General features: G+C 70.4%; 16 protein-coding genes. 4 read left to right on the forward strand and 12 right to left on the reverse strand.

Annotated elements, in window-relative coordinates:
- Window positions 1-113 precede the first annotated feature (113 nt).
- The 3 genes from PSESU_RS14560 to PSESU_RS14570 all read left to right on the forward strand — a co-directional run bounded on the left by PSESU_RS14560 (window position 114) and on the right by PSESU_RS14570 (window position 5,162).
- Window positions 114-2,519 carry a DEAD/DEAH box helicase gene (locus PSESU_RS14560; RefSeq protein WP_013536564.1) on the forward strand — a complete coding sequence of 802 codons (2,406 nt, stop codon included), beginning with the start codon at window positions 114-116 and terminating at the stop codon, window positions 2,517-2,519.
- On the forward strand, window positions 2,516-3,382 hold the full coding sequence (locus PSESU_RS14565; RefSeq protein WP_013536565.1) for a ribonuclease H-like domain-containing protein: 867 nt from the start codon (window positions 2,516-2,518) through the stop codon (window positions 3,380-3,382). The genes PSESU_RS14560 and PSESU_RS14565 overlap by 4 nt, the downstream gene beginning before the upstream one ends.
- Before the next feature lie 97 nt (window positions 3,383-3,479).
- Window positions 3,480-5,162, forward strand: a complete 1,683-nt coding sequence (locus PSESU_RS14570; protein ID WP_013536566.1) for an NAD(P)/FAD-dependent oxidoreductase — start codon at window positions 3,480-3,482, stop codon at window positions 5,160-5,162.
- 128 nt (window positions 5,163-5,290) lie between these two features.
- Here the strand turns inward: PSESU_RS14570 and PSESU_RS14575 are convergent, their stop codons facing one another.
- The 10 genes from PSESU_RS14575 to PSESU_RS14620 all read right to left on the reverse strand — a co-directional run bounded on the left by PSESU_RS14575 (window position 5,291) and on the right by PSESU_RS14620 (window position 22,725).
- Window positions 5,291-6,604: a gluconate:H+ symporter gene (locus PSESU_RS14575; protein ID WP_013536567.1), complete on the reverse strand. Its 1,314-nt coding sequence runs from the start codon at window positions 6,602-6,604 to the stop codon at window positions 5,291-5,293.
- 84 nt (window positions 6,605-6,688) lie between these two features.
- On the reverse strand, window positions 6,689-8,695 hold the full coding sequence (locus PSESU_RS14580; RefSeq protein WP_013536568.1) for a YjhG/YagF family D-xylonate dehydratase: 2,007 nt from the start codon (window positions 8,693-8,695) through the stop codon (window positions 6,689-6,691).
- A gap of 8 nt (window positions 8,696-8,703) precedes the next feature.
- The gene (locus PSESU_RS14585; RefSeq protein ID WP_013536569.1) at window positions 8,704-10,299 is read right to left on the reverse strand and encodes an aldehyde dehydrogenase (NADP(+)); all 1,596 of its coding nucleotides are present in this window, start codon (window positions 10,297-10,299) and stop codon (window positions 8,704-8,706) included.
- Window positions 10,296-11,114, reverse strand: coding sequence for a fumarylacetoacetate hydrolase family protein (locus PSESU_RS14590; protein WP_013536570.1), 819 nt, complete (start codon window positions 11,112-11,114; stop codon window positions 10,296-10,298). The genes PSESU_RS14585 and PSESU_RS14590 overlap by 4 nt, the downstream gene beginning before the upstream one ends.
- 38 nt (window positions 11,115-11,152) lie before the next feature.
- Entirely contained in the window at window positions 11,153-12,625 is a 1,473-nt protein-coding gene (locus PSESU_RS14595) for a mannitol dehydrogenase family protein (protein WP_013536571.1), read from the reverse strand.
- Between the two features lie 151 nt (window positions 12,626-12,776).
- Window positions 12,777-15,458 (reverse strand): glycoside hydrolase family 3 protein, encoded by a 2,682-nt coding sequence (locus PSESU_RS14600; protein ID WP_049782471.1) that lies wholly within the window; start codon window positions 15,456-15,458, stop codon window positions 12,777-12,779.
- A 118-nt stretch (window positions 15,459-15,576) separates the two neighbouring features.
- Complete coding sequence (locus PSESU_RS14605; RefSeq protein ID WP_049782474.1) at window positions 15,577-17,253, reverse strand: glycoside hydrolase family 43 protein; 1,677 nt, start codon at window positions 17,251-17,253, stop codon at window positions 15,577-15,579.
- 98 nt (window positions 17,254-17,351) lie between these two features.
- On the reverse strand, window positions 17,352-18,608 hold the full coding sequence (gene manD / locus PSESU_RS14610) for a D-mannonate dehydratase ManD (protein WP_013536574.1): 1,257 nt from the start codon (window positions 18,606-18,608) through the stop codon (window positions 17,352-17,354).
- A gap of 11 nt (window positions 18,609-18,619) precedes the next feature.
- Window positions 18,620-20,599 carry a sialate O-acetylesterase gene (locus tag PSESU_RS14615; RefSeq protein WP_013536575.1) on the reverse strand — a complete coding sequence of 660 codons (1,980 nt, stop codon included), beginning with the start codon at window positions 20,597-20,599 and terminating at the stop codon, window positions 18,620-18,622.
- The gene (locus PSESU_RS14620) at window positions 20,596-22,725 is read right to left on the reverse strand and encodes an alpha-glucuronidase family glycosyl hydrolase (protein ID WP_013536576.1); all 2,130 of its coding nucleotides are present in this window, start codon (window positions 22,723-22,725) and stop codon (window positions 20,596-20,598) included. The genes PSESU_RS14615 and PSESU_RS14620 overlap by 4 nt, the downstream gene beginning before the upstream one ends.
- A 169-nt stretch (window positions 22,726-22,894) precedes the next feature.
- Between PSESU_RS14620 and PSESU_RS14625 the strand changes: the two genes are divergently transcribed.
- Window positions 22,895-23,956, forward strand: coding sequence for a LacI family DNA-binding transcriptional regulator (locus PSESU_RS14625; protein ID WP_013536577.1), 1,062 nt, complete (start codon window positions 22,895-22,897; stop codon window positions 23,954-23,956).
- Window positions 23,957-23,979: 23 nt separating this feature from the next.
- On the opposite strand, the gene PSESU_RS14630 is transcribed toward PSESU_RS14625, so the two are convergent.
- Both PSESU_RS14630 and xylA read right to left on the reverse strand, forming a co-directional pair.
- Window positions 23,980-25,422, reverse strand: coding sequence for a sugar porter family MFS transporter (locus tag PSESU_RS14630; protein ID WP_013536578.1), 1,443 nt, complete (start codon window positions 25,420-25,422; stop codon window positions 23,980-23,982).
- Window positions 25,423-25,518: 96 nt separating this feature from the next.
- Window positions 25,519-26,853 carry a xylose isomerase gene (gene xylA, locus PSESU_RS14635; protein WP_013536579.1) on the reverse strand — a complete coding sequence of 445 codons (1,335 nt, stop codon included), beginning with the start codon at window positions 26,851-26,853 and terminating at the stop codon, window positions 25,519-25,521.
- Window positions 26,854-26,874 lie beyond the last annotated feature (21 nt).

Raw genomic sequence — 26,874 nt, forward strand, 5'->3', positions numbered from 1 at the left:
GGTGCCGCGGTGCGCTCGCGTCCGCCAGCCTGAAGCAGACAGGTGGCCAGGCGCTGCGTCGCACATCCTGAGACCGGGAACCCGTACAAACCGCGCTCCACGATGGAGCCGCCATGTCCGCACTCGCCCCCCTGACCGCGTTCGACCGCCCCGCCCTGCCCGTCCCGGGGCCCGACGGCGCCAGCTTCGCCCTGCGCCTGGCCGGCAAGTACCAGGGGCGGGTCACCGGCCACTTCGTCCAGCCCGGTCGCGAGGGACGCTATGCACCCCTGCCGCAGGACCTGCCGCCACGCCTGGCCGCTGCCCTGCGCGCGCGTGGCGTCGAGCAGCTCTACGCGCACCAGGCCGAGGCCTGGGATGCGGTGACCGCCGGCGGCAACGTGGTGCTGGCCACGCCCACCGCCTCGGGCAAGTCGCTGTGCTACACCCTGCCGGTGGTCAGCGCGGTCATGACGCGCAAGGCCAAGGCGCTGTACCTGTTCCCGACCAAGGCCCTGTCGCAGGACCAGGTGGCCGAACTGCTGGAGCTCAACCGCGCCGGCGACCTCGGCCTCAAGCCGGCCACCTTCGACGGCGACACGCCGGGCGACCAGCGCCAGGCGATCCGCCTCAATGGCGACATCGTGGTTTCCAATCCCGACATGCTCCACCAGGGGATCCTGCCGCACCACACCAAGTGGGCGCAGTTCTTCGAGGGCCTGGAGTACGTGGTGATCGACGAGATCCATACCTACCGCGGCGTGTTCGGTTCGCACCTGGCCAACGTCCTGCGGCGGCTGAAGCGGGTGTGCGCGTTCTACGGCTCGAAGCCGCAGTTCATCCTGTGCTCGGCCACCATCGGCAACCCCAGGGACCACGCCGAGGCCCTGCTGGAGGACGAGGTACGCGCGATCACCGAGTCCGGCGCGCCCAGCGGCGACCGCCACGTGCTGCTGTGGAACCCGCCGGTGGTGAACCCGGACCTGGGCCTGCGCGCCTCGGCGCGCTCGCAGTCCAATCGCATCGCACGCGCCGCGCTCAAGGCCGGCCTCAAGACCCTGGTGTTCGCGCAGTCGCGGACCATGGTCGAGGTGCTGACCAAGTACCTGAAGGACGTGTTCGACAGCGACCCGCGCAAGCCGGCGCGGGTGCGCGCCTACCGCGGCGGCTACCTGCCCACCGAGCGGCGTGAGGCCGAGCAGGCCATGCGCGCCGGCCGCATCGACTGCATCGTCTCCACCTCGGCGCTGGAGCTGGGCGTGGACATCGGCAGTCTGGACCTGGTGGTGCTCAACGGCTACCCCGGCTCGGTGGCCGCCACCTGGCAGCGCTTCGGCCGCGCCGGCCGCCGCCAGCAGGCCTCGCTTGGCGTGATGGTCGCCAGCTCCGATCCGCTGGACCAGTACATGGTGCGCCACCCGGAATTCTTTTCCGCCGCACCGCCGGAGCATGCGCGCATCGCCCCGGACCAGCCGGTGATCCTGCTCGACCACATCCGCTGCGCCGCGTTCGAGCTGCCGTTCCTGCAGGGCGAGCGCTTCGGCAACGTGGAGCCGGAGGTCTACCTGCAGCTGCTGGCCGAGGATGGCGTGGTACATCCGGACGGCGGGCGCTGGGAGTGGATCGCCGACAGCTACCCGGCCAACGCGGTCAGCCTGCGCTCGGTGGCCGACGGCAACTTCGTGGTGGTCGACCGCACCGATGGGCGCCAGGTGATCATCGCCGAGGTCGACTTCAGCTCCGCGCCACTGATGCTGTACGAAGGCGCGATCCACATGGTCCAGTCCGTCCCGTACCAGGTCGAGCGGCTGGACTGGGAAGGGCGCAAGGCCTACGTCACCCGCACCCACGTCGACTACTACACCGACGCGATCGACTACACGAAGCTCAAGGTACTGGAGCGCTTCGACGGCGTGATCGCGGGCGCCGGCACCTGCCACCATGGCGAGGTGCACGTGGTCAGGCGCGTGTCCGGCTACAAGAAGATCCGCTACTACACCCACGAGAACATCGGCTACGGCCCGGTGAACCTGCCGGACCAGGAGCTGCACACCTCGGCGCTGTGGTGGCAGCTGCCGCAGGCCGAGCTGGAGGCGCGCTTCGCCAGCCGCCAGGACGCGCTGGACGGCTTCCTCGGCGCCGGCTACGCCCTGCACGTGGTCGCCAAGGTCGCGGTGATGGCCGAATCGGCCGACCTGCAGAAGGCGGTCGGCAGCGGCGACGGCGCCTGGTTCGCCAGCGGCGACGGCCGCGGCCAGCTGCGTGCACTGGACGGCAGCATGGTCGATCCCGACCGCCACGACAGCTTCGTGCCCACCGTCTACCTCTACGACAACTACCCCGGCGGCATGGGCCAGAGCGAGCCGCTGTGGAAGCGCCAGCGCGAACTGGTGGTGCGCGCACGCGAACTGGTCGAACGCTGCGACTGCCGTGCCGGCTGCCCGGCCTGCGTCGGCCCGGTGCTGGCCGCGCAGGAGGACGAGGAGACCACGCCCAAGGCGCTGGCGCTGCGCGTGCTCGGCGCGCTGGAGGCGGCATGAGCCTGACCCTGGCCAAGCTGCAGCAGCTCAAGCGCCAGGCCGGCGCCAGCACGCCACAGCGCGCGGCGTCGCCTGCCGCCCCAGCGGCGACCGACCTCGACCAGCTGCGCCGGCTGCTGCGGGTGCGTGCGCGTCCGCTGGCGGCGCCGGTCGGCGGCGACCGCAGCCTGCCCGGCACCGAGATCGCCAGGGGCCTGTTCCTGGTGGAGGAGCTCCTGCCGGCACCGGATGTGCCCGAGCTGCTGGATGGCACGTTCGACCGCGGCGAACCCATCCCCACCGGCGACGTGCTGTTCTTCGACACGGAGACCACCGGCCTGGCCGGCGGCACCGGCACCCGCGCCTTCATGATCGGCGCGGCCGACTGGTGCGGCGACCAGTTGCGCATCCGCCAGCTGACCCTGGCCAGCATGGGCGCCGAAGCGGCGATGCTCGACGTCTTCGCCGGCTGGCTGCAGCCACGCAGCATCCTGTGCAGCTACAACGGCAAGTGCTACGACGCCCCGCTGCTCACCACCCGCTACCGCCTGGCACGCCGCGCCACTCCGCTGGCCGGCCTGCGCCATGTCGACCTGCTGTTCCCCACCCGCCGCAGCTACCGCGGCGTGTACGAAAACTGCCGCCTGGCCACGATCGAACGCCACGTGCTGAAGATCGTGCGCGAGGACGACCTGCCCGGATCGGAAGCACCGGCCGCCTGGCTCGGCTACATCCGCGGCGGCGGTAGCGGACTGCTGCGGCGCGTGCTGGCGCACAACCGCCAGGACGTCATCACCCTGTCGCGTCTGCTGGCCAACCTCGCCGGTGCGAGCCGCGATGACGGAGCGTTAGCGGCACGTGAAGCCATGCTGCCGATGGAATGATCCATCGTGCCGGCGCGCCTGGCCGCTGGATTGCCGCAGGCTCCGCCGAGGCCGCATAGTGCGGACAACGGCGCCGCGGGCGCGCAGGAGCTGCACCATGCACACAGAAGGGCAGGATCCGGGCGGCGACGGTCCGCGGCACAGGGACGTGGTGATCCTGGGGGGAGGCCTTGCCGGCCTCACGCTTGCCCTGCAGTTGCGCCAGCGCAATCCCGGCCTGGCCATCACCGTGGTCGAGCGGCGCGCGCATCCGGTGCGCGAGGCGGCACACAAGGTCGGCGAATCCACGGTCGAGATCGGCGCGCACTACTTCGCCGACGTGCTTGGCCTGCGCGAGCACCTGGAAACCGAACAGCTGCGCAAGTACGGCCTGCGCTACTTCTTCAGCGAGGGCCAGCACCGGGTCGAGGACTGCAGCGAGATGGGCGTCAGCCACCTGTTGCCCACGCCGTCCTGGCAGCTGGATCGCGGCCGATTCGAGAACTTCCTTGGCGACAGGGTGCGCGAGGCCGGCGTCGAGTTCCTCGACCAGGCCGTGGTGCGCACCCTGGAGCTGTCGGAATCCGATGCGCCGCACCTGGTGAAGTTCGACCACGGCGGGCAATCACATACGCTCGCGGCGCGCTTCGTGGTCGATGCCTCGGGCCGTGCCGGCCTGATCAAGCGCAAGCTCGACCTGGCCCAGCCCAACGACCACGACGCCAACGCGGTGTGGTGGCGGATCGATGGCCAGACCGACCTGGACCAGTGGTCGGACGACCCGTGGTGGCGCCAGCGCTTCCAGCCGGCACGCCGGGTCAATTCGACCAACCACATGTGCGGTCCGGGCTACTGGTTCTGGCTGATCCCGCTGGCCTCCGGCTCGCATTCGCTGGGCATCGTCTGCGACGCGAAGATGCACCCGCTGGAGACGATGAACACCCACGCCAAGGCCATGGAATGGTTGCGCCAGCACCAGCCGCGCGTGCACGCGGCGCTGGACAAGCCCGGATTCGCCCTGCAGGACTTCCTGTTCCTGCGCCACTTCTCCTATGGCTGCAGGCAGGTCTATTCCGAACATCGCTGGGCGCTGACCGGCGAGGCCGGACTGTTCCTGGACCCGTTCTATTCGCCGGGCAGCGACTTCATCGCCATCAGCAACACCTACGTGTGCGAACTGGTGGAACTGGACCGTGCCGGCAAGCGCATCGGCCCCTACGCCGAGCTCTACCAGCAGCTGTACTTCTCCTTCTACGAGAACACGCTGACCCTCTACCAGGACCAGTACCCGATCTTCGGCCACCCGCAGGTGATGCCGGTCAAGGTGCTGTGGGACTACGCCTTCTACTGGGCGCTGCTGGCGCCGCTGTTCTTCAGCCGCCGCCAGGCCGACCTGCCCATTCTCTCGCGGCTCAGGCCCCACTTCGCGGAAGGGCGCGCGCTGAACCTGGCCATGCAGCACCTGATGCGCGAGTGGGGCACGCGCGACAGCACGCCGGACCTCGCCCAGTCCCGCGCCTACGACCAGTACGAGGTCCAGTGGTGCCGGGAGATGAATGGCGCACTGACCGACGAGCTGGACGACGATACCTACGTCGCCCGCACCGCACGCTGGGTGGGGGGCATGCGCCAGCTGGCGGCCGAGGTGCTGGCCCTGGCCCGCGATGCCTTCCCGGATATCGGAGACCATGGCCTGGACGCGCTGCTGGCCGGGCACGACATCGACGCCCATCCGGCGATGCTGCCGCCACACTGGTTCGCGCCGATCGAGGACGCCGAACCCGCCGCCGCCGAGGCCTGAGCCTGCCGGACGAGCGCGCGCCCTCCCGCCCCCGCGATGGTGGCAGTCCGCGCGGGGCCCACTGCACGTGCAAGGACGACTGCATTGCCTTGCCGGACCGCTGGAACCATCAGCGGCCGTGAGGCGACTCAGACCACCAGGTCCAGCAGTAGCACGCCGGCCAGGCCGACCACGGAGATGGTGGATTCCATCACCGTCCAGGAGCGGAAGGTCTGCGCCATGGACAGGTTGAAGAACTCCTTGAACATCCAGAAGGCCGAGTCGTTGACGTGGGAACCGAACACGCTGCCGGCGCCCACGGACAGCACCATCAGTTCCGGCGATACGCCGGTGGTCTCGACCAGCGGACCGACCACGCCGGCGGCGGTGATCACCGCCACGGTGGAGGAACCGATCATCACCCGCAGCAACGCGGTTGCCAGCCAGGCGAACAGCAGCGGCGGCATCTGCCACTGTCCGGCCAGGGCGGCGATGGTCGCACCCACCCCACTGTCCACCAGCACCTGCTTGAACACGCCGCCGGCGGTGATGATCAGCAGGATCACGGCGATGCCGCCGATCGCGGCATTGAGCCAGCGCGTCTGCGTCTCCAGGCCGACGCCGCGGCGGTGACCGAGGCACCAGAAGGCCAGCAGGGTCGACAGCAGCAGGGCGACGGTCGGGTTGCCGAGGAACAGCAGCGCGGTACGCGCCAGGCCTTCCGGCAACAGCCCATCGGCGATCACCGAGATGCTGATCAGCAACACCGGCGACAGCGCGATCAGGAACGAGCACAGCGCTCCCGGCGGTTCGCCCTTCGCGCCGTCCTCCGGCCCATTGAACAGGTCCGGCAGCGGCGGATTGATCGACTTCAGCCGTCGCGACAGCCAGGGTCCGGCGATCACCACCGCCGGCGCGGCCATCACGATGCCGTACAGCAGGGTGCGGCCCATGTCCGCGCCGAATGCATTCACCAGCACCACCGGCCCCGGATGCGGCGGCAGGAAGCAGTGTGTGGTGCTGAGCGAAGCCACGGTGGGAATGGCGAGCAGCAGGATCGGCAGGCCGGTGCGACGGGCCAGCGAGAAGATCAGCGGCACCAGGATGATGAAGCCGGCATTGAAGTACAGCGGGATGCCGACCAGGAAGCCGGTCAGCAGCAGCGCCCACTGGATGTTGCGCTCGCCAAAGGCGCCGATCAGGGTGGTTGCGATCTTCTCCGCTGCGCCGCTCTCCTCCAGCACCTTGCCCAGGATCGCGCCGAGCACGATCACCAGCGCCAGGCCCGCGAGCGTGCTGCCCACGCCGGTGTCGATGGTCTTCACCAGGTCCTGCGGCGCGATGCCCAGGGCCAGGCCCATCGGGATCGCCACCACCAGCAGCGACAGGAACGGACTCAGCTTGCGCGCGGTGAGGAAGATCTGCAGCGCGATCGCCGCGGCAATGATGAGGAACGTGAGCATCCAGCGACTCCCGGGAGTGAGGTGGTGCGACGTCCGGCCAGGGCCGGCGCGATCAGGCGGTCGTGCAGTCCTTGCCGCGCGGCGTCAGTCCCCTCCCGCCGCGCGACGCTGCGCCAGGGCCGCGCGGCCGGCGCGCAGGGTCTCGACGATGGCGTCCACGTCGTAGACGCAGCCGCCCCAGGTGCCGCCGCTGGCTTCCTGCAGCGCAGCCCACAGCCGGGTGTCGGCCGGCAGCTTCGGATGCGGGGCGATGGCCGGATGCACCGGCCGCGATGCCAGCACCGCTGCCGCTTCCTCCGGCGACAACGGGTTCGCCTCGTCGGTGCCGATGAAGTCGATGCTCCCCTGCAGCGTGTTGCGATCGATTACGATCCGCACCAGGTCGCCATCGCGCAGCCGGCCGATCGGTCCGCCGGCCAGCGCCTCCGGCCCGACATGGCCGATGCAGGCGCCGGTGGAAACGCCGGAGAAACGCGCATCGGTCAGCACCGGCACGTGCTTGCCCCAGGGCAGGTACTTGAGCGCGGAGGTGAGCTGGTAGGTCTCCTCCATGCCGGTGCCCGCCGGGCCGCAGCCAGCCAGCACCACGACGTCACCGGCCACCACCGCGCCCTCGCCCTTGGCCTTGATCGCGGCGATGGCCTCGTGCTCGCTGGCGAACACCCGCGCCCTGCCGGTATGGCGGTAGACGTTGTCCGCGTCGACCACCGAAGGATCGATCGAGGTGGCCTTGATCACCGAACCGTCGGGCGCGAGGTTGCCGACCGGGAACACCAGTGCAGACGTCAACCCGGCGGCACGGGCCGCGTCCGGACCCATGATCACGTTGCCGGGATCGACGCCATCGAGCTCGCGCAGCCGCTGCCGCGCGATGCGGCGTGCCTGGCTGTGCTCCCACCATTCCAGGTTCTCGCCGACCGTGCGGCCGCTGACCGTGGGGATGTCCAGGTGCAGCAGTCCCATGTCGCGCAGGTGCAGCATCACCTCCGGCACGCCGCCGGCCATGAACACCTGAACCGTGGGATGGTGGCGCGGGCCGTTGGGCAGCGCGTCGACCAGGCGCGGCGTGGCGCGGTTGGCCGCGGTCCAGTCGGCCACCGTCGGCGCGGTGAGCCCGGCGGCACGCGCGATTGCCGGCACGTGCAGCAGCAGGTTGGTGGACCCGCCGAAGGCGGCATGCACGACCAGCGCGTTCTCCACCGCCTTGCGGGTGAGGATCGCCGACAGCGGAGTGCCGGCCTGCGCCAGCCGCATCAGCGCCAGCGCCGAGCGCCGAGCCATGTCCAGCCACACCGGTTCGCCGGACGGAGCGAGCGCACTGTGCGGCAGGGCAATACCCAGGGCCTCGGCGATCACCTGCGAAGTCGCGGCGGTACCGAGGAACTGGCAGCCGCCGCCCGGCGAGCCGCAGGCGCGGCAGCCCATCGCCGCCGCGTGCTCGAGGTCGATCAGCCCATGCGCGTAACGCGCGCCGATGGTCTGCACCTTGGCCGTGTCCTCGGCGCCGCGCGCCGGCAGGGTCACGCCGCCGGGCACGATCACGCCGGGCAGGTCGCCGCAGCCGGCCAGGGCCAGCATCATCGCCGGCAGGCCCTTGTCGCAGGTGGCGATGCCCAACACGCCGCGACGCGTTGGCAACGAGCGCACCAGGCGGCGCATGGTCATCGCCGCGTCGTTGCGGTACGGCAGGCTGTCGAACATGCCGGTCGTGCCCTGGGTGCGGCCATCGCACGGATCCGAGCACATCACCGAGAACGGCAGGCCGCCGTGGCCGGCGAACGTTTCCGCGGCGGCGCGCACCAGGCGGTCGATCTCCCAGTGGCCGGTATGCAGGCCGAGTGCGACCGGCTGGCCGTCCCCGGCGCGCAGTCCGCCCTGGGTGCTGACGATCAGGTACGGATCGCGCGCGATCTCGCTGGCGCGCCAGCCCATGCCGGCATTCTGGGTCATGCCGAACAGGTGGCCGCTGGGCGCCTGGCGCAGGGTCGCGTCGTCGATCGGCAGGCGCCCGGGCGGACCCTCGCCGGAGGTACGGGTTGCCGCCAGGGCGGTTCCGTCGCCGAGGATCGCGTCGAGGGCGTCAGCCTGCATCGTTCACCTCATGCGTCGGCGGTGGTCCACTTGCCATCCACCAGGCGCCACAGGGAGCCGGTGGGATTGGCATCGCGCAGCGCCATCGGCAGGCGGTGCGAGCGCACGTTGTCGTAGCTGTGCAGCGCGCTGAAGCGCAGCAGCGAGGCCGGGATGCCGACCGCGGTGAACGCCGGATGCCCGGTGGCCGGATACGGACCGCCGTGGTTCTGCGCCGGCGACACCGCAACGCCGGTGGGCATGCGGTCGTTGATCAGGCGGCCGACGCGGTTGCGCAGCACCGGGGCGACCAGGTCGTACTGCGGATCGTCCGAACCGGCGGTATCGCTGTAGATGGTGCCGGTGAGGTTGCCCTCCAGCGCATGTGCGACCTGCAGCACCTGCTCGTCCGAGTCGGCCAGCACCAGCAGGCAGACCTGGCCGAAGGCCTCGTTCTGCAGCTCGCGCGGGGCTTCCAGGAAGCGCTTGCCGGACACCCACAGCAGGGTCGGCTGGAAGGCGTAGCCGGCCGCATCATCGGCGACGCCGCCGCCGGCCAGCAGCTCGGCACCAGCCGCGCGCAGCGAGGCCACTGCTTCGCCCACCGATTCGGGCGCACGCGGGGTCAGCAGCACGCCGGCGGGGGTGGCCGCGGTCAGGCGCTGCATCTCCTGCACGAAGGCGTCGGTGTGCTCGCCCGGCGGCAGCACGGTCACGCCCGGGCGGGTGCAGAACTGGCCGGCGCCCATGGCGCAGGAACCGGCCAGTTCCGCGGCGATGGCCGCGCCGCGCTCGCGCAGCGCGCCGGCCAGCACGAACACCGGATTGACCGAGGACATCTCCAGGTAGGCGGGCTTGCCTGCGGCATCGGCCGCGGCCTTGATCGCCATGCCGGCCGGACGGCTGCCGGTGAAGGCGATCGCCGCGGTGCGATGGTCGGTGACCAGGCGCAGGCCCAGCTCGTTGGAGGTGTGGAAGAACATCTGCACCGTGCCCGATGGCACGCCGCTGGCCTGCACCGCCTCGACCGCGGCCTGGGCCAGCAGCAGCGAGGTATGCGGATGCGCAGGATGCGCCTTGGCGATCACCGGGTTGCCCGCGGCAATGGCCGCGGCGAAGTCGCCACCGGACACGCCGTTAAAGGCGAACGGGAAGTTGTTGGGACCGAACACCACCACCGGGCCACCCAGCGGACCATGCATGGAGCGCAGGTTGTTGGCGGTGTCGATGGTCGGGCGCGCCCAGCTGCCATCACGCGCGGCCTGCGCGGCCTGGCGCAGCTGGCCGGTGGTGCGCGGCAGCTCGGCCTTGCGCAGGCGCGGTTCGACCGGCAGGCCGGTCTCGCGGTGCGCGGATTCGATCAGGGCCTCGGCGCGGGCCTCGATGCCGTCGGCGAAGGCCTCGAGGAACTGGGCGATGCGCTCGCCCGGCAGGCGCGCCAGCTCGACCGCTGCGCGCTTGCCGGCCTCGAGCATGGCGTCTAGGTCTTCCCAGCCGGAAACCGGATAGTCGTGGCTGTCCACTTCCAGCTTCTGCGAAGGGTTGTACGCGCGGAAGCTGCCGGCCGGCGAGGTCGACTCGACCCAGCGGCCGTCGATGAGGATGGGTTGCAGGTTCTTGCTCATTGCACGGGGTTCTCCAGGACCAGGCCGTCGATCTCGATGCGCACGACATCGCCGGACTGCAGGGTGAAAGTCTCGTCCGGCACGATGCCGGTGCCGGTAAACAGGAAGGCGCCGAAGGGGAAGGACAGCTCGCGGACCAGGTAACCGGCCAGCTCGTCCAGGCCACGCTTGATCTGCGAGGTGCGGGTCTGGCCGGCGAAGGCCTCCTCGCCACCACGCAGGATACGCAGGCCGATCGGGAGATCCGTCATCGCCGCGGCCGGGCACAGGCGGATCGCCGGGCCGATCGCGCAGGAGCCGTCATAGACCTTGGCCTGCGGCAGGTACAGCGGGTTCTCGCCCTCGATGCTGCGCGAGGACACGTCGTTGCCGACGCTGTAGCCGCGGATCGCGCCGCTGGTGTCGACCAGCAGCACCAGCTCGGGCTCGGGCACGTTCCAGTGGCTGTCGGCGCGCACGCGGATCGGCTGGCCGTGGCCCACGGTGCGCCAGCCGGCGGCCTTGAAGAACAGCTCCGGGCGCGCGGCGCCGTAGACCTTCTGGTACACGTCGGCGCTCTGCGACTCGGCCTCGCGCGCCATGCGGCTGCTGAGGTAGGTCACGCCGCTGGCCCAGGCTTCCTGCACGTCCTCGATCGGGGCCAGCAGCGGGCCATTGGCCGGCTCGCCGGTGGCCGCGCCGTCGAGCGCCGCCTGCGCGGCGGCGGCCGGCAGCGCCAGCCAGGCGGAAAGGCTGAAGCCCGCGGGCAGGTAATGGCCATCCAGTGCCCAGCGCGGGCCGTCGGAGGTGGCGTGGCGGGTGAGGCTGGCGGTCATGGTCACTCCACTGTTCGACGGTTGGGGAAACGGGCCGGTCAGGCCGCGGCAAGTACTTGGCGCAGGTGGTCGGGCGTGGCCGGTTCGAGCGCGGCGTAGGCATCGCGCAGCGCCGCGACGAAGCGCGCGTCGCCGGCCAGCGTACCGAACACGCCGTCCAGTGCGAGGAACGCGTTCACGTCCTGGGCTGCATCGCCGCTGCAGGCCGCGCCGATACGCGCCAGCCCGGTCGCCAGCGGATCGGTGATGGCCACGCCACGTCCGGCCTGGCGGCGCACGAACTGCAGCCAGCCGGCCACCGGCAGGCACAGGCGGGTGACCGCCCTGCCCGCGGCCAGGGCGTCGGCGATGGTGCCGAGCAGGCGCACCGGGATCTTCTGCGAACCGTCCCAGGCGATCTGCGCCAGCAGGTGGCGGATGGCGGGATTGCGGAAGCGCTCGAGGATGGCGCCGACATAGGCGCCCGGATCGAAGCCCTCCGGCACCTGCAGCGAGGGCACGATGTCCTGCCGCATCAGGCGCTCGACGAAGCCGGCCAGCACCGGATCGCGCATGGCATCGGCCACGCTTTCCAGCTCCATCAGCGAGCCCAGGTAGGCCAGCGCCGAATGCGGGGCGTTGAGCAGGCGCAGCTTGGCGCGGTCGTAGCCGGCGATGTCGCCGCTCATGACCACGCCGGCGCGCTCCAGCGGCGGGCGGCCGTTGCGGAAATCGTCCTCCACCACCCACTGGGTGTAGGGCTCGCGCTGCACCGGCCAGGCATCGGCCACGCCCAGCGCGGACTGCACCCGGGCGCGCACGCCGTCGTCGGTCGCGGGGGTGATGCTGTCGACCATCGAGCGCGGGAAGCCGACCTCGCGTTCGATCCAGGCCGCCAGCTCCGGATCGATGCGGCCGGCGTAGTCCAGCACCGCGCGACGCAGGCGGCCGCCGTTGTCGGCCAGGTTGTCGCAGCTGAGCACGGTGTAGGCCGCCAGCCCGCGCTCGCGGCGCAGGCGCAGGCCCTCGACCAGCCAGCCGATCGCGCTGACCGGCTGGCGTGGGTGGACCAGGTCGTGGGCGATATCCGGATGGCTGGCGTCCACGCCATCGGCCGACAGGCAGTAGCCCTTCTCGGTGATGGTCAGGGTCACCAGGCGCACGTCGGCATCGGCCAGGCGCGCGGCCACCGCCTCGCGCTGCTGCGGCGCGCACAGCACTTCGCGGATCGAGCCGACCACCCGCAGCCGGGGCTGCTCGCCCAGCAACAGCAGCGTGTACAGGCCGCACTGCGGCGCCAGCGCATCGCGCACGCCGGGGCTGTGCAGCGAGACAGCACTGATCGCCCATGCCGGATCCAGCGCCAGTAGGTCGTCCAGGTACACCGCCTGGTGCGCGCGGTGGAACGCGCCCGGGCCGAGATGGACGATGCCGATGCGGGTGGCCGCGCGGTCGTAGGCCGGAGTCGCGACATTGGCCGGGATCCGGCCCAACGTGGCGGGGGAAAGGCGTGGGGTTTCGGTGGAACTCATCTGCTTGCCGGTGGGGGAATAAGGCCCGCGCGGGCATGGCCGCGCGCGGAAAGGAATGGGACTGGCGGGACCGGTGTCCTGGGAGGTCGCACCGGTCCCGCCGCCCCGTGCCCGACGCCAGCGGAGAGAGAAGGCGGCGGGCACAAGACGGTCAGCGCGTGGCGACCTCCAGCGGTACGCTGGCACGGATGTCAGCGCTGGAGGCGCCGACCTGCACTTCGTAGCGGCCCGGATCGACGGTGTAGCGGCCGGCGGCCTCGTCGTACACGCGCAGGTCACGCTCGGGGACGATGCTGAAGGTGACGGTGCGCGATTCGCCCGGCTGCAGGTGCACGCGCTGGAAGCCGCGCAGTTCCTTCAGCGCGCGCTCGCGCTGCGGCTTCACCGGCGCCAGGTACAGCTGCACCACCTCGTCGCCGGCACGCTTGCCCTGGTTCTTCACGGTGACGCTGACGGTGACCTCGTCACCGGCGCCGGCCCGCTTGCGGTCCAGCTTCAGGCCGGAATAGCCGAAGCTGGTGTAGGACAGGCCATGGCCGAACGGGAACAGCGGCTGCCCGGTGAAGTAGCGGTAGGTGCGCTCCTTCATCGCGTAGTCGTCGAACGGCGGCAGCTTCTCGTCGGCGCTGTAGAAGGTCACCGGCAGGCGGCCACCCGGGTTGTAGTCGCCGAACAGGGCCTCGCCCACGGCGGTGCCGCCGCGCTGGCCCGGGTACCACGCCACGAGGATGCCCGGCACGTTCCGCCTGGCCCAGTCGATGCCCAGCGCTGAGCCGGTGGTCAGCACCATGACCACCGGCTTGCCGGTGGCATGCACGGCCTCCAGCAGCTTCTGCTGGGTGGCCGGCAGGCGGATGTCGGTGCGATCACCGCCGGCGAAACCGGGGTAGTCGACCTTCATTTCCTCGCCTTCGACGTCGCCGGTCAGGCCGCCGACGAACACCACCGCGTCTGCGCTGTTGGCGGCCTCGAGCGCGGTCTCGAACGGCGGCTTGGCGCCGGGACGGTCCCAGGCCAGGCGCACGGCCGCATCGCGCTCGTTCTCGTAGTAGTCCAGGCGGATGTCGTAGGCACGGCCGGCCTCGAGGTCCAGGCTGACGCTGTCGGCGCGCAGGCGCTCGGCGTCCTCCCAGTGGTCGAGCACCAGCTTGCCGTCCACGTACAGGCGCATGCCATCGTTGGCCGCGGCCTCGATGCGGTAGCGGCCGCTCACCGGCGGAAGCAGCTGGCCGGTCCAGCGGATGCTGAAGCCGTCGTTGGGCACGGCGTTGTCCGGACCGGCCTCGCCACGCGCCATCAGGTTGTCGGTGGGCGAGCCGCGGTCCCAGCGGAAGGCGATCTGCTGGTCCACGCGCACCAGCACCGGGGTGCCGGACAGGTCCTTGTTGCGGAAGTACTCGCCGCGCAGGCCACGCTCGGTGGAACCGGCCTCCGGACGCAGGTACTGCGGCTCGATCAGTGGGGTGGCGGCCGGGTCGTCGCGACCCTCAACCAGGTCGACGCCACGCGCGTACACCACGTCGACGCCCGGCGCCGCCTCGCGGATGCCGCGCAGGATGGTCACCGGATCGGCCGGGGTGCCGTAGTAGTTGCCCAGCAGGGCCATGGTGTCGTCGGCGGTGGGGCCGACCACGGCCAGGCGGCGGATGTCCTTCGACAGCGGAAGCACGCCGTCGTTCTTCAGCAGTACCAGCGATTCCTGGGCCATCTTCCGCGCCAGCGCGTCGTGTTCGGCGGACTGGTTCACCGAGTACGGCACCTGGGCCCAGCGCACCTGCTCCGGCGGGTCGAACATGCCCAGTTCCATGCGCGCCACGAACAGCCGGGTCAGCGCATCGTCGAGCTCGGCCTCGCTGATCAGGCCCTTCTTCACCGCCACCGGCAGGTGGTCGGCGTAGGTGCTGCCGCAGTTGAGCTCGGTGCCGTTCTTGACCGCCAGCGCGGCGGCTTCCTCCGGGGTCTCCACGATCTTGTGGTTCTTCCAGATGTCCACGATCGCCCAGCAGTCGGACATCACGTAGCCATCGAAGCCCCAGTCGCGACGCAGCGTATCCAGCAGCAGGAACTTGCTGCCGCTGGCCGACTCGCCGTAGACGCGGTTGTAGGCGCCCATCACCGCGTAGACGTCGGCTTCCTTCACCAGGCTCTCGAACGCCGGCAGGTAGGTGTCGTACAGGTCCTGCTTCGACGGATGCACGTCGAAGGTGTGGCGGTCGGCTTCCGGACCGCTGTGCACGGCGAAGTGCTTGGCGGTGGCGTCGAGCTTGCGGTACTTCGGATCAAGCGGCTGTCCGGTCTGGGGGTCCATGCCCTGCAGGCCACGCACGAAGGACACGCCCATGCGCGTGGTCAGGAACGGATCCTCGCCGTAGGTCTCCTGGCCGCGGCCCCAGCGCGGGTCGCGGAAGATGTTGATGTTCGGCGACCAGAAGGTCAGGCCCTGGTAGCGGCCGTGTTCCCCCTTGCGCAGGAAGTCGTGGTGCTTGGCGCGGGCCTCGTCGCTGATCGCCGCCGACACCTGGTCCATCAGCGGCACGTCGAAGCTGGCGGCCATGCCGATCGCCTGCGGGAACACGGTGGCGCCACCGGCGCGGGCGACGCCGTGCAGCGCCTCGTTCCACCAGTCGTAGGCCGGCAGGCCGAGGCGCTCGATCGCCGGCGAATCGTTCTGCATCTGCGCCGCCTTCTCCTCCAGCGTCATCCGCGACACCAGGGCCGCGGCGCGCTCCTCGAAGCTGAGCGAGGTGTCCAGCCACGGCCGCGCATCGTCGGCCTGGGCGTGGACCGCGGGCAGCGCGACCAGCAGTGCCAGCGCGCAGCCGCGGGCGAGCATGCGCCGGCGGAGGCCGTGCACCCTCGCGCTGGCGGGGGCATGGCGGACGGTTCCGTTGTTGGCGTGCATGACTCGCTCCTCTCTCGTTTTCGGGATTGGGTGGTGCGGTGTGCCGGCTTCAGCGCTTCTCGATCCGCGCGTGCGGGCCGAGGGTGGCGCCGATGAAGCCGCCCGCCACGTCGGTGCTGAGGATGGTGCCGTCGGCGTCCTCTACCAGCCAGGTGACGCCCTGGCCGTCGCCGGCGTCGAAACCGAAGCCGTAGCTGCCCTCGTTGCCCTTGATGTGCAGGGTCAGCAGCTCGACCTCCTTCGCCGGCTGGCTGGCCACGACCTCGACCTCGCCACCGGCCTTCTTCTCCAGGAACACTTCCACGCCCTGGTCGCCGCCACGGCGCACGCCCAGGAAGTACCAGTGGTCGTCGCCCTGGAACGCGGCCAGGCCCGCGGCCACGCCGGGGGCCGGCAGCTCCATCGCGGTGCTGGCCTCGAACACCAGGTGCTGCTGGCGGCGCGCGTAGAAGGCCATGTTGGTCTTGGCGTCCAGGCGCTCGGGCAGCGGCCTGATCGCCAGCCAGCCCGGGCGCGAGCTGCCGTCGTACCACTCGGTCTTCGGCACGCGCGGGGTCATCCAGCCCTTGCCCAGCTCGACCGTGTCGAACTCGTCGCGCCAGGTGAAGTTGCCGGTCATCGGCGCCTGGTCGACCGGCTTCTTCATGAAGGACGGGCCCGGCAGCGCATAGGGGATCTTCTCCCCGTGCGGCAGGATCACCGGCCAGCCGTCCTTCCAGGTCACCGGCAGCAGGAACGCCTCGCGGCCGGTGTTGTAGTGGTCCACGCCGTAGTTGCGGCTGGCCAGGAAGGTCGCCCACCAGCTGCCGTCCGGACCCTGCACCAGGTCGGCATGGCCGGCGTTGGTGATCGGCAGCTCGCGGTTGGGATCGAGGTCGCGCTGGGTCAGGATCGGGTTGTCGGCATAGGGCTCGTACGGGCCCCAGACATCGCGGCTGCGCAGGATCACCTGCGAGTGCTGCGGACCGGTGCCGCCCTCGGCGTCGCACAGGTAGTACCAGCCATCGACCTTGTAGATGTGCGGGCCTTCGATCCAGATCGGGTTCTCCTCCGGCTTCACGCCGCCGTCGATCAGCACCTTGCGCGGACCGAACGGCTTGCCGTTGGCGATGTCGATCTCCTGCAGCCAGATCGCGCGGTGGCCGTCGTAGCGCACCGGCACTTCCGGCTCGTCGTTGTTGAGGATGTAGACCTTGCCGTCGTCATCGAAGAACAGCGACGGATCGATGCCGCCGATGGTCGGCAGCCACACCGGGTCCGACCACGGGCCGGCCGGATCCTTGGCGGTGACGAAGAAGTTGCCACCGGCGTCGACCGAGGTGTTGACCACGTAGAACGTGCCGTCGTGGAACTCGATCGCCGGGGCGAACACGCCACGCGACATGCCGAGGCCGTCGAAGTCCAGCTGGCCCGGGCGGTGGATCGCGTTGCCGACCTGCTTCCAGTGCACCAGGTCCTCGCTCTCGAACACGGGGATGCCGGGGAAGAACGAGAAGGTCGAGGCCACCAGGTAGAACTTGCCGTTGGCGGCGGTGACGCTGGGATCGGAATGGAAGCCGGCCAGCACCGGGTTGCGGTAGTGGCCCTCCGGCAGCGGAGCCTCGAACGCGGCGTCGCGGCCGGTGTACTCGAACCAGTCGAAATGCACCGGGGCCGCGTCGGTACCGGCCGTGGCCCGGGCCGATTCCTCGCCGGCGGGCTTGCCGCCGCAGGCGGCCAGCGCCAGCGCGGCCGCGGCGACGGCGAGCAGGCGGAGGGAGGTGCCGCGACGTGGGCGGCGGGCGCTGCGCTTGTTCATTGTTGCTCCGTGTCTATGCGTTTGGTTTACCAGTCCCACATCGAGCCGTCTTCCAGGCGCGCGATCGGCAACTGCTTGGGCGAGTACGGGTATTTCGCGGCCAGATCCTCGTCGATGTCCACGCCGATGCCCGGGGTGTCGCCGACGTGCAGGCGGCCGTTGCGCAGCACGTAGTCGTGCGGGAACACCGCGTCGGTCTCGTCGGTATGGAACATGTATTCCTGGATGCCGAAGTTCGGCACCCAGGTGTCGAAGTGCAGCGCCGCGCCCATGGTCACCGGCGACAGGTCGGTGGCGCCATGGAAGCCGGTGCGCACCTGGTGCAGGGCGGCGAAGTCGGCCAGCCGGCGCAGGTGGGTGATGCCGCCGCCATGGACGATGGTGGTGCGGATGTAGTCGACCAGCTGGTTCTCGATCAGGTGCTTGCAGTCCCAGATCGAGTTGAACACCTCGCCCACCGCCAGCGCGGTGACCGAGTGCTTGCGGATCAGCTCGAACGACTTCTGGTTCTCGGCGGGGGTCGCGTCCTCCAGCCAGAACAGGCGGTAGGGCTCGAGCGACTTGGCCAGGCGCGCGGCCTCGATCGGGCTGAGGCGGTGGTGCACGTCGTGCAGCAGCTCCACGTCCGGGCCGTGGTCGGCGCGCAGCTGCTCGAACAGCTTCGGCACCACGTCCAGGTAGCGCGGGGTGTTCCAGGTGGTCTCCAGCGGCAGCTCGCTCTCGGCCGGTTCATAGCCCTTGGCATTGGAGACACCGTAGGCCTTCTTGATGCCCGGCACGCCGCACTGCGCGCGGACCGCGAGGAAGCCCTGCTCGATGAAGCGGCCCACCGCATCGGAGGCCTCGGCGATGTCGCGGCCGTTGGCGTGGCCGTAGACCAGCGCGCCTTCGCGCGAGCGGCCGCCCAGCAGCTGGTAGACCGGCATGCCGGCCATCTTGCCGAGGATGTCCCACAGGGCCACGTCGACCGCGGCGATCGCGCTCATCGTGACCGGGCCACGGCGCCAGTACGCACCGCGGTACAGGAACTGCCACATGTCCTCGATCCGCCCGGCGTCGCGGCCGATCAGGTTCGGCACCACGTGGTCCTGCAGGTACGAGGCCACGGCCAGCTCGCGGCCGTTGAGGGTGGCATCGCCCAGGCCGTACACGCCCGAGCGGGTGGTGATCTTCAGAGTGACGAAGTTGCGGCCCGGGCAGGTGACGATGACCTTGGCATCGACGATCTCGCGGTCATTCTTCGAGCCGTGGGGGGTGGTTTCGGTGGGGATCTGGCTGCTCATCGTGCTTCTCGTCACTTCGCCTGCGGGGCAACGGGGAATTCGAACGGACCGGCGGGCATGCCGTCGGCGTCGTACAGGGTGCAAACCGGGCTGTCGGCCCAGCAATAGCGGATGCGCGTGGCCTGCGCGGCGTTGGACGCCTGCAGGGCCACGCGGTTGCCGCGGATCTCGGCACGCGCGTACTGGCAGCTGCCGGCATCGGCGCCGCACAGCTCGAATCCGATCGGGGACCCGGCGCTGTACGCCACCAGTTCGCCGCCGACGTCGCCGAACTCGACCACGACGGCATCGCCATCACGCGCGGCCGCGCGCGGCACCGGGCCGGACGGGGCGATGCGCTCGCCGTACACCGCCTGGCGCGCGGCCTGCGCCAGGCGCTTGCCGACCTGCTGCTTGTTGGCCGGATGGATGTCGTAGCGGTCGCCGATGTCGATCGCCACGGCCAGGCCGGAGCGTGCGTCCTCGGCCGCCACCACGCGCTGGGCCTCGCGTACGCCGGCCCAGCCGCTTTCGGTGGGACGGGTCGGGGCCGGGCCGTAGTTGGCCAGCTGCACCACCAGGAAGCCCAGCTCCTTGCCGAACTGGCGGCGCCAGTCGCTGCGCAGGGCGCGCAGCAGGTCGGCATAACGCTCCGGCTCGCCGGTGTTGGACTCGCCCTGGTACCACAGCGCGCCCTTGAAGCCATGCCCGACGAGCGGGGCGATCATGCCGTTGTACAGGGTGGTCATGCCGGCAGCACTCTGCCACGGCGCGCGCGGCGGCTCGGCGATGCCGCCCGGCGCGATGCGGTAGCTCCAGCGCGCATCCAGCTGCAGCCGGGTGCCATCGGCCAGGCGCACGGCATGGATCGAGGCCGGGCCGGACAGGCCGCCCTCGCGGTAGGTATCCAGCACGTTCACCACCACGGTGTTCGTGCCCGCCTTCAGCAGGCCGGGCGGCAGGCGGTACTCGCGGCCGCCGCCGGCGCCATAGGTGCTGCCCACGGCCTGGCCATTGACCCAGGTCATGTCGACCTCGTCGGCCGGACCCAGCTCGAGCACGGCCTCCTGCGCGGCCTGTGCCTCGTCGAGGCTGACCGTGGTGCGGTACCAGACCATGCCGTTGTAGTCGGCCAGGGCCGGCACGCCCCACTGCTCCCAGGCGCCCAGCTGCGCCGGCGCCTGCTTCCAGCCGTCGCCCGCGCCCGTCCAGGGCTGGTCGGCGGCCTCGCTGCCGGCCTCGCGGCTCCACCAGGCCTGCCAGAACGCGCCCCACCGGCCGAGGCCGGCCAGCTCGTCCTTGCCATAGGTATCCAGCACGGCCAGCTCGCCGTCGTACCAGGACAGCGCCTTCAGCCCTTCGGCGCTGATCCAGGGCTGGATCTTCGCGCCACCCCAGGAGGCGTTGACCAGGCCCATGGGCACGTCGACGGTCTTCTGCAGCTCGCGGGCGAAGAAGTAGCAGGCCGCGGAGAAGTCACGGACCGATTCGGTATCGACCGGCTTCCACGCCACCGGCTGGGTGAACTCGCGCTGCGGCTCGACCTGGGCCACCTGCGGCACGGTCAGCAGGCGGATGCGGTCGTTGCCGGCGCCGGCCAGCTCCGCGCGCGCGTCCAGCGATCGCCACACCTGCAGCTCCATGTTCGACTGGCCCGAGCACAGCCACACGTCGCCGACCATCACGTCGGACACGCGCTGGGTGGCGTCGCCGGCCTGCGCGACCAGGGTGTAGGGACCACCGGCCTTGAGCGCCGGCAGGCTCGCCTCCCACTGGCCGTCGTCGCCGGCGCGCACGCGAGCGCGCTTGCCGGCGATCTCGACCTTCACCTGCGCGCCCGGCTCGGCGCGGCCCCAGACCTTCAGCGGCTGGTCGCGCTGGAGCACGGCGTGGTCCTGGAACAGCGAATGCAGCAGCGGCGTGGCCGCTGCGGTGGCGTCCTGGGCCTGTGCCAGCGGCGCAAGCGCCAGGCCGAGGGCCGCGGCGAGGTGGATCAGCTTGGTTTGGCTCACTTGCCGTCTCCGGGTGCGAACGGGAACTGCAGGGACTTGTAGTACTCCACGTCATGCGGGGGCTCGGCTTCGCCGGCCGGCAGCGGACGCCTGGAGAAGGTCTGGAAGTAGGCCACGCTGGCATCGCGCCACCACTGCGCCTCCTTCTCCTGGATGCCGAGGAACACCGCGACCTGGTGGTGGCGCTCCTGGTCGACCTTGCCTTCCAGCGTGGACCAGGTGCGGCGCATGCCGCGCACGTAATCCACGCCGCGGCCGTAGCGGCTGACCAGCTCGTCCCACAGGCTGCGGCCGGAGGCCATGCGGTGGTCCCACGGCACGTGGTGGAACCACAGCAGGAAGTCTTCCGGCACGGTGTCGATGCTGCCGAACTGCTCCGCCACCGGCGGCGCGTACTGGGCCACGGCATTGCTGCCGGTGGCGCTGCGGTCGAAGCCGATGCCGCGCGCGTCGGCGCGGTGGTAGTAGACCGAGGTCCAGTCCGCGCGCGGACCGCCCTCGACCCACGGACCCGGGCCGTAATGGTGGCCACGGCCCATCAGGTGGTGCAGGCCCAGCGGAGTCATGTAGTCGACCACCGCCTGGTGCGAGCCCATCATCATCGACACCACCGGCTCGACCACGGCCGGGTCGGTGGAGAAGGTCATGCGCGCCCAGTCGCGGGCGATCTCCTCGGCGCTGGCGTGCGGATCCCAGGCCATGCGGCCGTACACGTACCAGTTGGCCTGGTCGAAGTGGGAGCCGCTCCAGTTGCGGTCCACGCCGATGTTGGCCACGCCGGCCATGCCGGTCAGCGCGTGGCTTTCCAGCGAGCCGTCGATGATCTTCGCCACCGTGGAGCCGGGACCGCGCGCATGGGTGTCGGCGCGCAGCACTTCCTCGTACATCGGGCCCAGGTACACCAGGTGGGTGGCGAAACCCAGGTACTCCTTGGTGATCTGGAACTCCATCATCAGCGGCGTCCTCGGCATCGCGCCGAACAGCGGGTGGAACGGCTCGCGCGGCTGGAAGTCGATCGCGCCGTTCTTGACCTGCACCAGCACGTTGTCGGCGAACACGCCGTCATGCGGGACGAACTCGGTGTAGGCCTGCTTGGCGCGGTCGTCCGGCTCCTCGTGCGAGTACACGAAAGCGCGCCACATCACGATGCCACCGTGCGGCGCCAGCGCCTCGGCCAGCATGTTGGCGCCGTCGGCGTGGTTGCGGCCGTAGTCCTGCGGACCGGGCTGGCCCTCGGAATTGGCCTTGACCAGGAAGCCGCCGAAATCAGGGATGGTGCGGTAGATCTCGTCGGCCTTGTCCTTCCACCACTGGCGCACCGCCGGGTCCAGCGGATCGGCGGTCGCAAGGCCACCGATCTCGATCGGTGCGCTGAAGCGGGCACTGAGGTAGACCTTGATGCCGTACGCGCGGAACACCGAGGCCAGCGCCGCCGTCTTTTCCAGGTACAGCGGTGTCAAAGCCTGGGCGCTTGTATTGACGTTGTTGAGCACGGTGCCGTTGATGCCGATCGAGGCATTGGCGCGGGCGTAGTCGGTGTAGCGCGGATCCAGCCAGTCCGGCAGCCTGTGCCAGTCCCAGATCGATTCCCCGGCATAGCCACGCTCTACGTAGCGGTCCAGGTTGTCCCAGTGGTTGAGCACGCGCAGCTTGACCCTGGGCGACTCGCGCACGTCCACGCCGGCCAGCGGCTCTCCGGACTGCACCAGCCGCAGCAGGTGGAAGCTGCCGTACAGCGCGCCGACGTCGCTGTTGGCGGCGACCACGGTGGCCTTGCGCCCGTCGATGCGGGCCTCGCGGATCAGGTAGCCCTCCTCGCCCAGGCCTTCGAGGTCGCCCTGCAGCGAGGCCAGCTGCGGCACCGAGGCGGGGGTACCGACCACCAGCGCGCCATTGCGGCGTACAGCCGCCGCCTGCGCCGGCTCACGCCCCAGCAGGCCGCCAAGGCCACGCACCAGTTCGTCGCGCGCCGCCTGCTGGGTCGGAGTCTGCACCGGGGCCACCAGCTCGGCGCCGAGCTCCCGGTACTGCCTGGCCTGGGCCTCCGGCAGCGGCTTGTAGCGCAGCCACAGGTCGTAGCCGTCCTCGGCCAGCGCCGGCAGCGCGAAGGTCCAGGCCAGCAGCATGAGCAGCAGGGCCGGGAGGCCACGGGAGGCGGCAGGATGTCGTGGGGGGGCGGTTCGTGCTATCGATATCACTTCGTTACACCTTGGTTTCGCGGGGCCACAGACCCCGTGCGAGCGCAAAGGGAACCGCAGGGCGCACGCGCGCCGCAGTCCGTCGGGAGAGAAGGATTTGGCCACTACCAGCAAGTCGGCGCGCCGCAAGGGGCGTGCAGTCACCATCCATGAAGTGGCCGCCGCGGCCGAAGTCTCGCCGATGACGGTGTCGCGGGTGATCAACGGCAACGCCAACGTGCGTCCGGCCACCCGCGAGCAGGTCATGCGCGCGGTGCGCGAACTCGGCTACACGCCCAACCTGGCGGCACGCTCGCTGGCCGCCGCGCAGGGCACGCGGATAGCGCTGATCTACACCAACCCGTCGGGTGCCTACCTCAGCGAGCTGCTGGTCGGCGCCCTGCGGGGCGCGGCGCGCTGCGCGGTGCAGCTGGTCGTCGACAGCTGGGACGGACTCAGCGCCGAGGCCGAGCGCAGCGCCGCCCGCGCCCTCGGGCGCAGCGTCGCCGGCGTGCTGCTGCCGCCGCCGCTGTGCGAATCCAAGGGCGTGGTGGCCGAACTGGTGGCCGCCGACGTGCCGGTGGTCGCACTGGCCTCGGCCCGCTTCGGCGACGACGTCTCGCACGTGCGCATCGACGATTTCCGCGCCGGCCGCGAGATCACCGAGTACCTCCTGTCGCTGGGCCACACCCGGATCGGCTTCATCAAGGGCCACCCGAACCAGACCGCCAGCACGCGGCGATTCGAGGGTTTCCAGGCGGCGCTGGCCACGGCCGGCATCAGCCTGGACAGCGGCCTGGTCCAGCAGGGCTACTTCACCTACCGCTCCGGACTGGAGGCGGCGGAGAAGCTGCTCGCGCGCAGGAAGCCGCCGACCGCGATCTTCGCCAGCAACGACGACATGGCCGCGGCCGTGGTCTCGGTCGCGCACCGGCGCGGCCTGGAAGTGCCGCGCGACCTCTCGGTGGTCGGCTACGACGACACCTCCGCGGCCACCACCGTGTGGCCCGAGCTGAGCACGGTGCGGCAGCCGATCGCGTCCATGGCCGATTCGGCCATGGACATCCTGGTGCGCGCGATCAACCGCAAGGAGAAGGACGTGCACATGGTCGTCGACCACGTCGTGGCCCACGAACTGGTGAGGCGGGACTCGGTGGCCCCGCCGGCCAGCCAGGACTGAGACGGGGCCGCCACCCATCCCCGTCATCCTTCCATCTGCTCCAGCTCGCGCCCGCGGGTTTCGCGGACGAAGCGCAGCACGAAGAACACCGACAGCACCGCCGCCGCCGCGTACAGGCCGTAGGCCGCCGCCAGGCCGATGCCGGCCAGCAGCATCGGGAAGGTCCAGGTGATGACGAAGTTCGCCACCCACTGCGCCAGGCCCGCCACCGCCAGGCCCGAGCCGCGGATCTGGTTGGGGAACATCTCGCCCAGCATCACCCACATCACCGGGCCCCACGAGGCGTTGAAGAACACCACGTAGGCGTTGGCCGCCACCAGCGCCACCAGGCCCATCTGCCCCGGCAGCTGCAGCTTGCCGGCCGCGTCCAGGGTGCCGGTGGAGAACGCCCAGGCCACGATGCCCAGGGTCACCGCCATGCCCGCCGAACCCACCCACAGCAGCGGCTTGCGACCGACCTTGTCCACCAGCACGATCGTCACCAGGCAGGCACCGATGCTCAGCGCGCCGGACAGCACGTTGATCAGCAGCGCGTCGTTCTCCGAGAAGCCCACCGCCTGCCACAGCACCGCGCCGTAGTAGAACACCACGTTGATGCCCACCAGCTGCTGGAACGTGGCCAGGCCGATACCCACCCACACGATCGGCCGCACCTTGCCGGTGGCCTTGCTGATCAGGTCCGACAGGCGCGGACGGTGGTGGTCGGCCGCCAGCGAGGCGTCGATCTCGGCCAGCTTGCGCGCCCCGCCCTGCTCGCCGTACAGCCGCGCCAGCACCTTGGCCGCCTTGTCCTTCAGGCCACGGGCCACCAGGTAGCGCGGGCTCTCGGGGATGAAGAACAGCGCGCCCAGGAACAGGAAGGCCGGGGCCAGCTCGGCCCAGAACATCCAGCGCCAGGCCTCGTAGTCCCACCACAGCACCGCGGTCGAGGCGCCGGCATGGCCGGCCAGCCACCAGTTGCTCAGGAACGAGAAGAACAGGCCGGAGATGATCGCGATCTGCTGCACCGTGGCCAGGCGGCCGCGGTAGCGCGCCGGGGCGACCTCGGCGATGTAGGCCGGCGACATCACGCTGGCCGCACCTACCGCCAGGCCACCGAGCACGCGGTAGACCACGAACTCGGCCGAGGAGGTGGCGATGCCCGAGCCCCAGGCCGAGACGATGAAGAACACCGCCGCCCACAGCTGCATCGTGCGGCGGCCGTAGCGGTCGGCCAGGGTGCCGGCGAACCAGGCGCCGACCGCGCAGCCCAGCAGCATCGAGGCGACGTTGAAACCGGTCACCGCCGCGTCGGACTTGAACGCCGCGGTCAGGCCGTCGACCGTACCGTTGATCACGCCGCTGTCGTAGCCGAACAGGAAGCCACCGATGGTGGCCACCAGGCTGATCAGGATGATGAAACGCGTGTTCTCGCCGCCGGCTTCGATGTTCGTCGTGCCGGTCTGCGTGTTTTCAATAACCGCCATCGGGGGCCCCTCCCTCGAGAATCCGCGCGCCCGCCGTGATGCGGCTGGCGGGCGCGGCGCGGTCGCCGGGGCGCGGGCGCCCCGGCTCGTTTCGCGTCAGCGACGCAGCAGGTACTGGTTCAGCAGGTTCTCGTAACGCTCCTGCTTGCCGCTGGTCTGCTTCGGCTCGCCGATCTTGGCGGCCAGCGAGGCCAGGTCGGCCAGGCCCAGCTTGCCTTCCTCGAAGGCCTTGCCGTCGCCGGAGTCGAAGCTGGCGTAACGCTCCTTGCGCCAGGTCTCCCACGGCGAGTCATTGAGCAGGGCGTGGGCGACTTCCAGGCCCTTGGCGAACGCGTCCATGCCACCGATGTGGGCGATGAACAGGTCCTCCATGTCGGTCGACTCGCGACGCGGCTTGGCGTCGAAGTTCAGGCCGCCGACCAGGCCGCCCTGGCGCAGCACCACCATCATGGCGCCGACGGTGTCGTACAGGTCGGTCGGGAACTGGTCGGTATCCCAGCCGTTCTGCGCGTTGCCGCGGTTGGCGTCGATGCTGCCCAGCAGGCCGTGGTCCGAAGCGACCTGCAGGTCGTGCTCGAAGGTGTGGCCGGACAGGGTGGCGTGGTTGGCCTCGATGTTCAGCGAGAAGTCCTTCTCCAGGCCGTGCTCCTTCAGGAAGCCGGCGACGGTGGCGCTGTCGAAATCGTACTGGTGCTTCATCGGCTCCATCGGCTTGGGCTCGATGAAGAACTGGCCCTTGAAGCCGATGCTGCGGCCGTAGTCGCGGGCAGCGGTCAGGAAGCGGGCGAAGTGCGCCAGCTCGCGCTTCATGTTGGTGTTGTGCAGGGTGGCGTAGCCCTCGCGGCCGCCCCAGAACACGTAGTGCTCGCCGTCCAGCTCGACCACGGCGTCCAGCACGGCCTTGACCTGCACCGCGGCGCGCGCGACGACGTTGAAATCCGGGTTGGTGGACGCGCCGTTCATGTAGCGCGGGTGCGAGAACAGGTTCGCGGTGCCCCACAGCAGCTTCATGCCGGTGGCGTTCTGGCGCTCCTTGGCCAGGCCGACGAGGTGCTTGAGGTTCTTCTGGTAGGTGTCGATGTCGTCGGCGTCCGGCGCCAGGTCGACGTCGTGGAAGCACCAGTAAGGCACGCCCAGCTTGGTGAAGAACTCGAACGCGGCGTCGACCTTCGCCTCGGCGGTGGCCATCGCGTTGCCCTTCTCCCACGGGAAGGCGCGGGTGCCCGGTCCGAACGGGTCGGCGCCGGCGTTGCAGAAGGTGTGCCAGTAGCAGACCGCGAAGCGCAGGTGGTCGCGCATGGTCTTGCCGCCGATCACCTTGTTGGCGTCGTAGACCTTGAACGCCAGCGGGTTGTCAGAATCCGGACCTTCGTAGGGGATCGCGCCGATGCCGGGGAAGTATTCGGTGGCGCCGATGAAAGGCTTGCTCATTTTCGGGGTTCCGTTTGGGAG

The sequence above is a fragment of the Pseudoxanthomonas suwonensis 11-1 genome, from assembly GCF_000185965.1.
Lineage (GTDB): Bacteria > Pseudomonadota > Gammaproteobacteria > Xanthomonadales > Xanthomonadaceae > Pseudoxanthomonas > Pseudoxanthomonas suwonensis_A.

Excerpts from the sequence above, each read along its gene's own strand:
- PSESU_RS14580 (WP_013536568.1), bottom strand. The coding sequence starts at position 8,695 with ATGCAGGCTGACGCCCTCGACGCGATCCTCGGCGACGGAACCGCCCTG.
- PSESU_RS14620 (WP_013536576.1), bottom strand. The coding sequence starts at position 22,725 with ATGCTGCTGGCCTGGACCTTCGCGCTGCCGGCGCTGGCCGAGGACGGC.
- PSESU_RS14560 (WP_013536564.1), top strand. The coding sequence starts at position 114 with ATGTCCGCACTCGCCCCCCTGACCGCGTTCGACCGCCCCGCCCTGCCC.
- PSESU_RS14570 (WP_013536566.1), top strand. The coding sequence starts at position 3,480 with ATGCACACAGAAGGGCAGGATCCGGGCGGCGACGGTCCGCGGCACAGG.
- xylA (WP_013536579.1), bottom strand. The coding sequence starts at position 26,853 with ATGAGCAAGCCTTTCATCGGCGCCACCGAATACTTCCCCGGCATCGGC.
- PSESU_RS14575 (WP_013536567.1), bottom strand. The coding sequence starts at position 6,604 with ATGCTCACGTTCCTCATCATTGCCGCGGCGATCGCGCTGCAGATCTTC.
- PSESU_RS14630 (WP_013536578.1), bottom strand. The coding sequence starts at position 25,422 with ATGGCGGTTATTGAAAACACGCAGACCGGCACGACGAACATCGAAGCC.
- PSESU_RS14565 (WP_013536565.1), top strand. The coding sequence starts at position 2,516 with ATGAGCCTGACCCTGGCCAAGCTGCAGCAGCTCAAGCGCCAGGCCGGC.
- manD (WP_013536574.1), bottom strand. The coding sequence starts at position 18,608 with ATGAGCAGCCAGATCCCCACCGAAACCACCCCCCACGGCTCGAAGAAT.
- PSESU_RS14595 (WP_013536571.1), bottom strand. The coding sequence starts at position 12,625 with ATGAGTTCCACCGAAACCCCACGCCTTTCCCCCGCCACGTTGGGCCGG.
- PSESU_RS14590 (WP_013536570.1), bottom strand. The coding sequence starts at position 11,114 with ATGACCGCCAGCCTCACCCGCCACGCCACCTCCGACGGCCCGCGCTGG.
- PSESU_RS14600 (WP_049782471.1), bottom strand. The coding sequence starts at position 15,458 with ATGCTCGCCCGCGGCTGCGCGCTGGCACTGCTGGTCGCGCTGCCCGCG.
- PSESU_RS14585 (WP_013536569.1), bottom strand. The coding sequence starts at position 10,299 with ATGAGCAAGAACCTGCAACCCATCCTCATCGACGGCCGCTGGGTCGAG.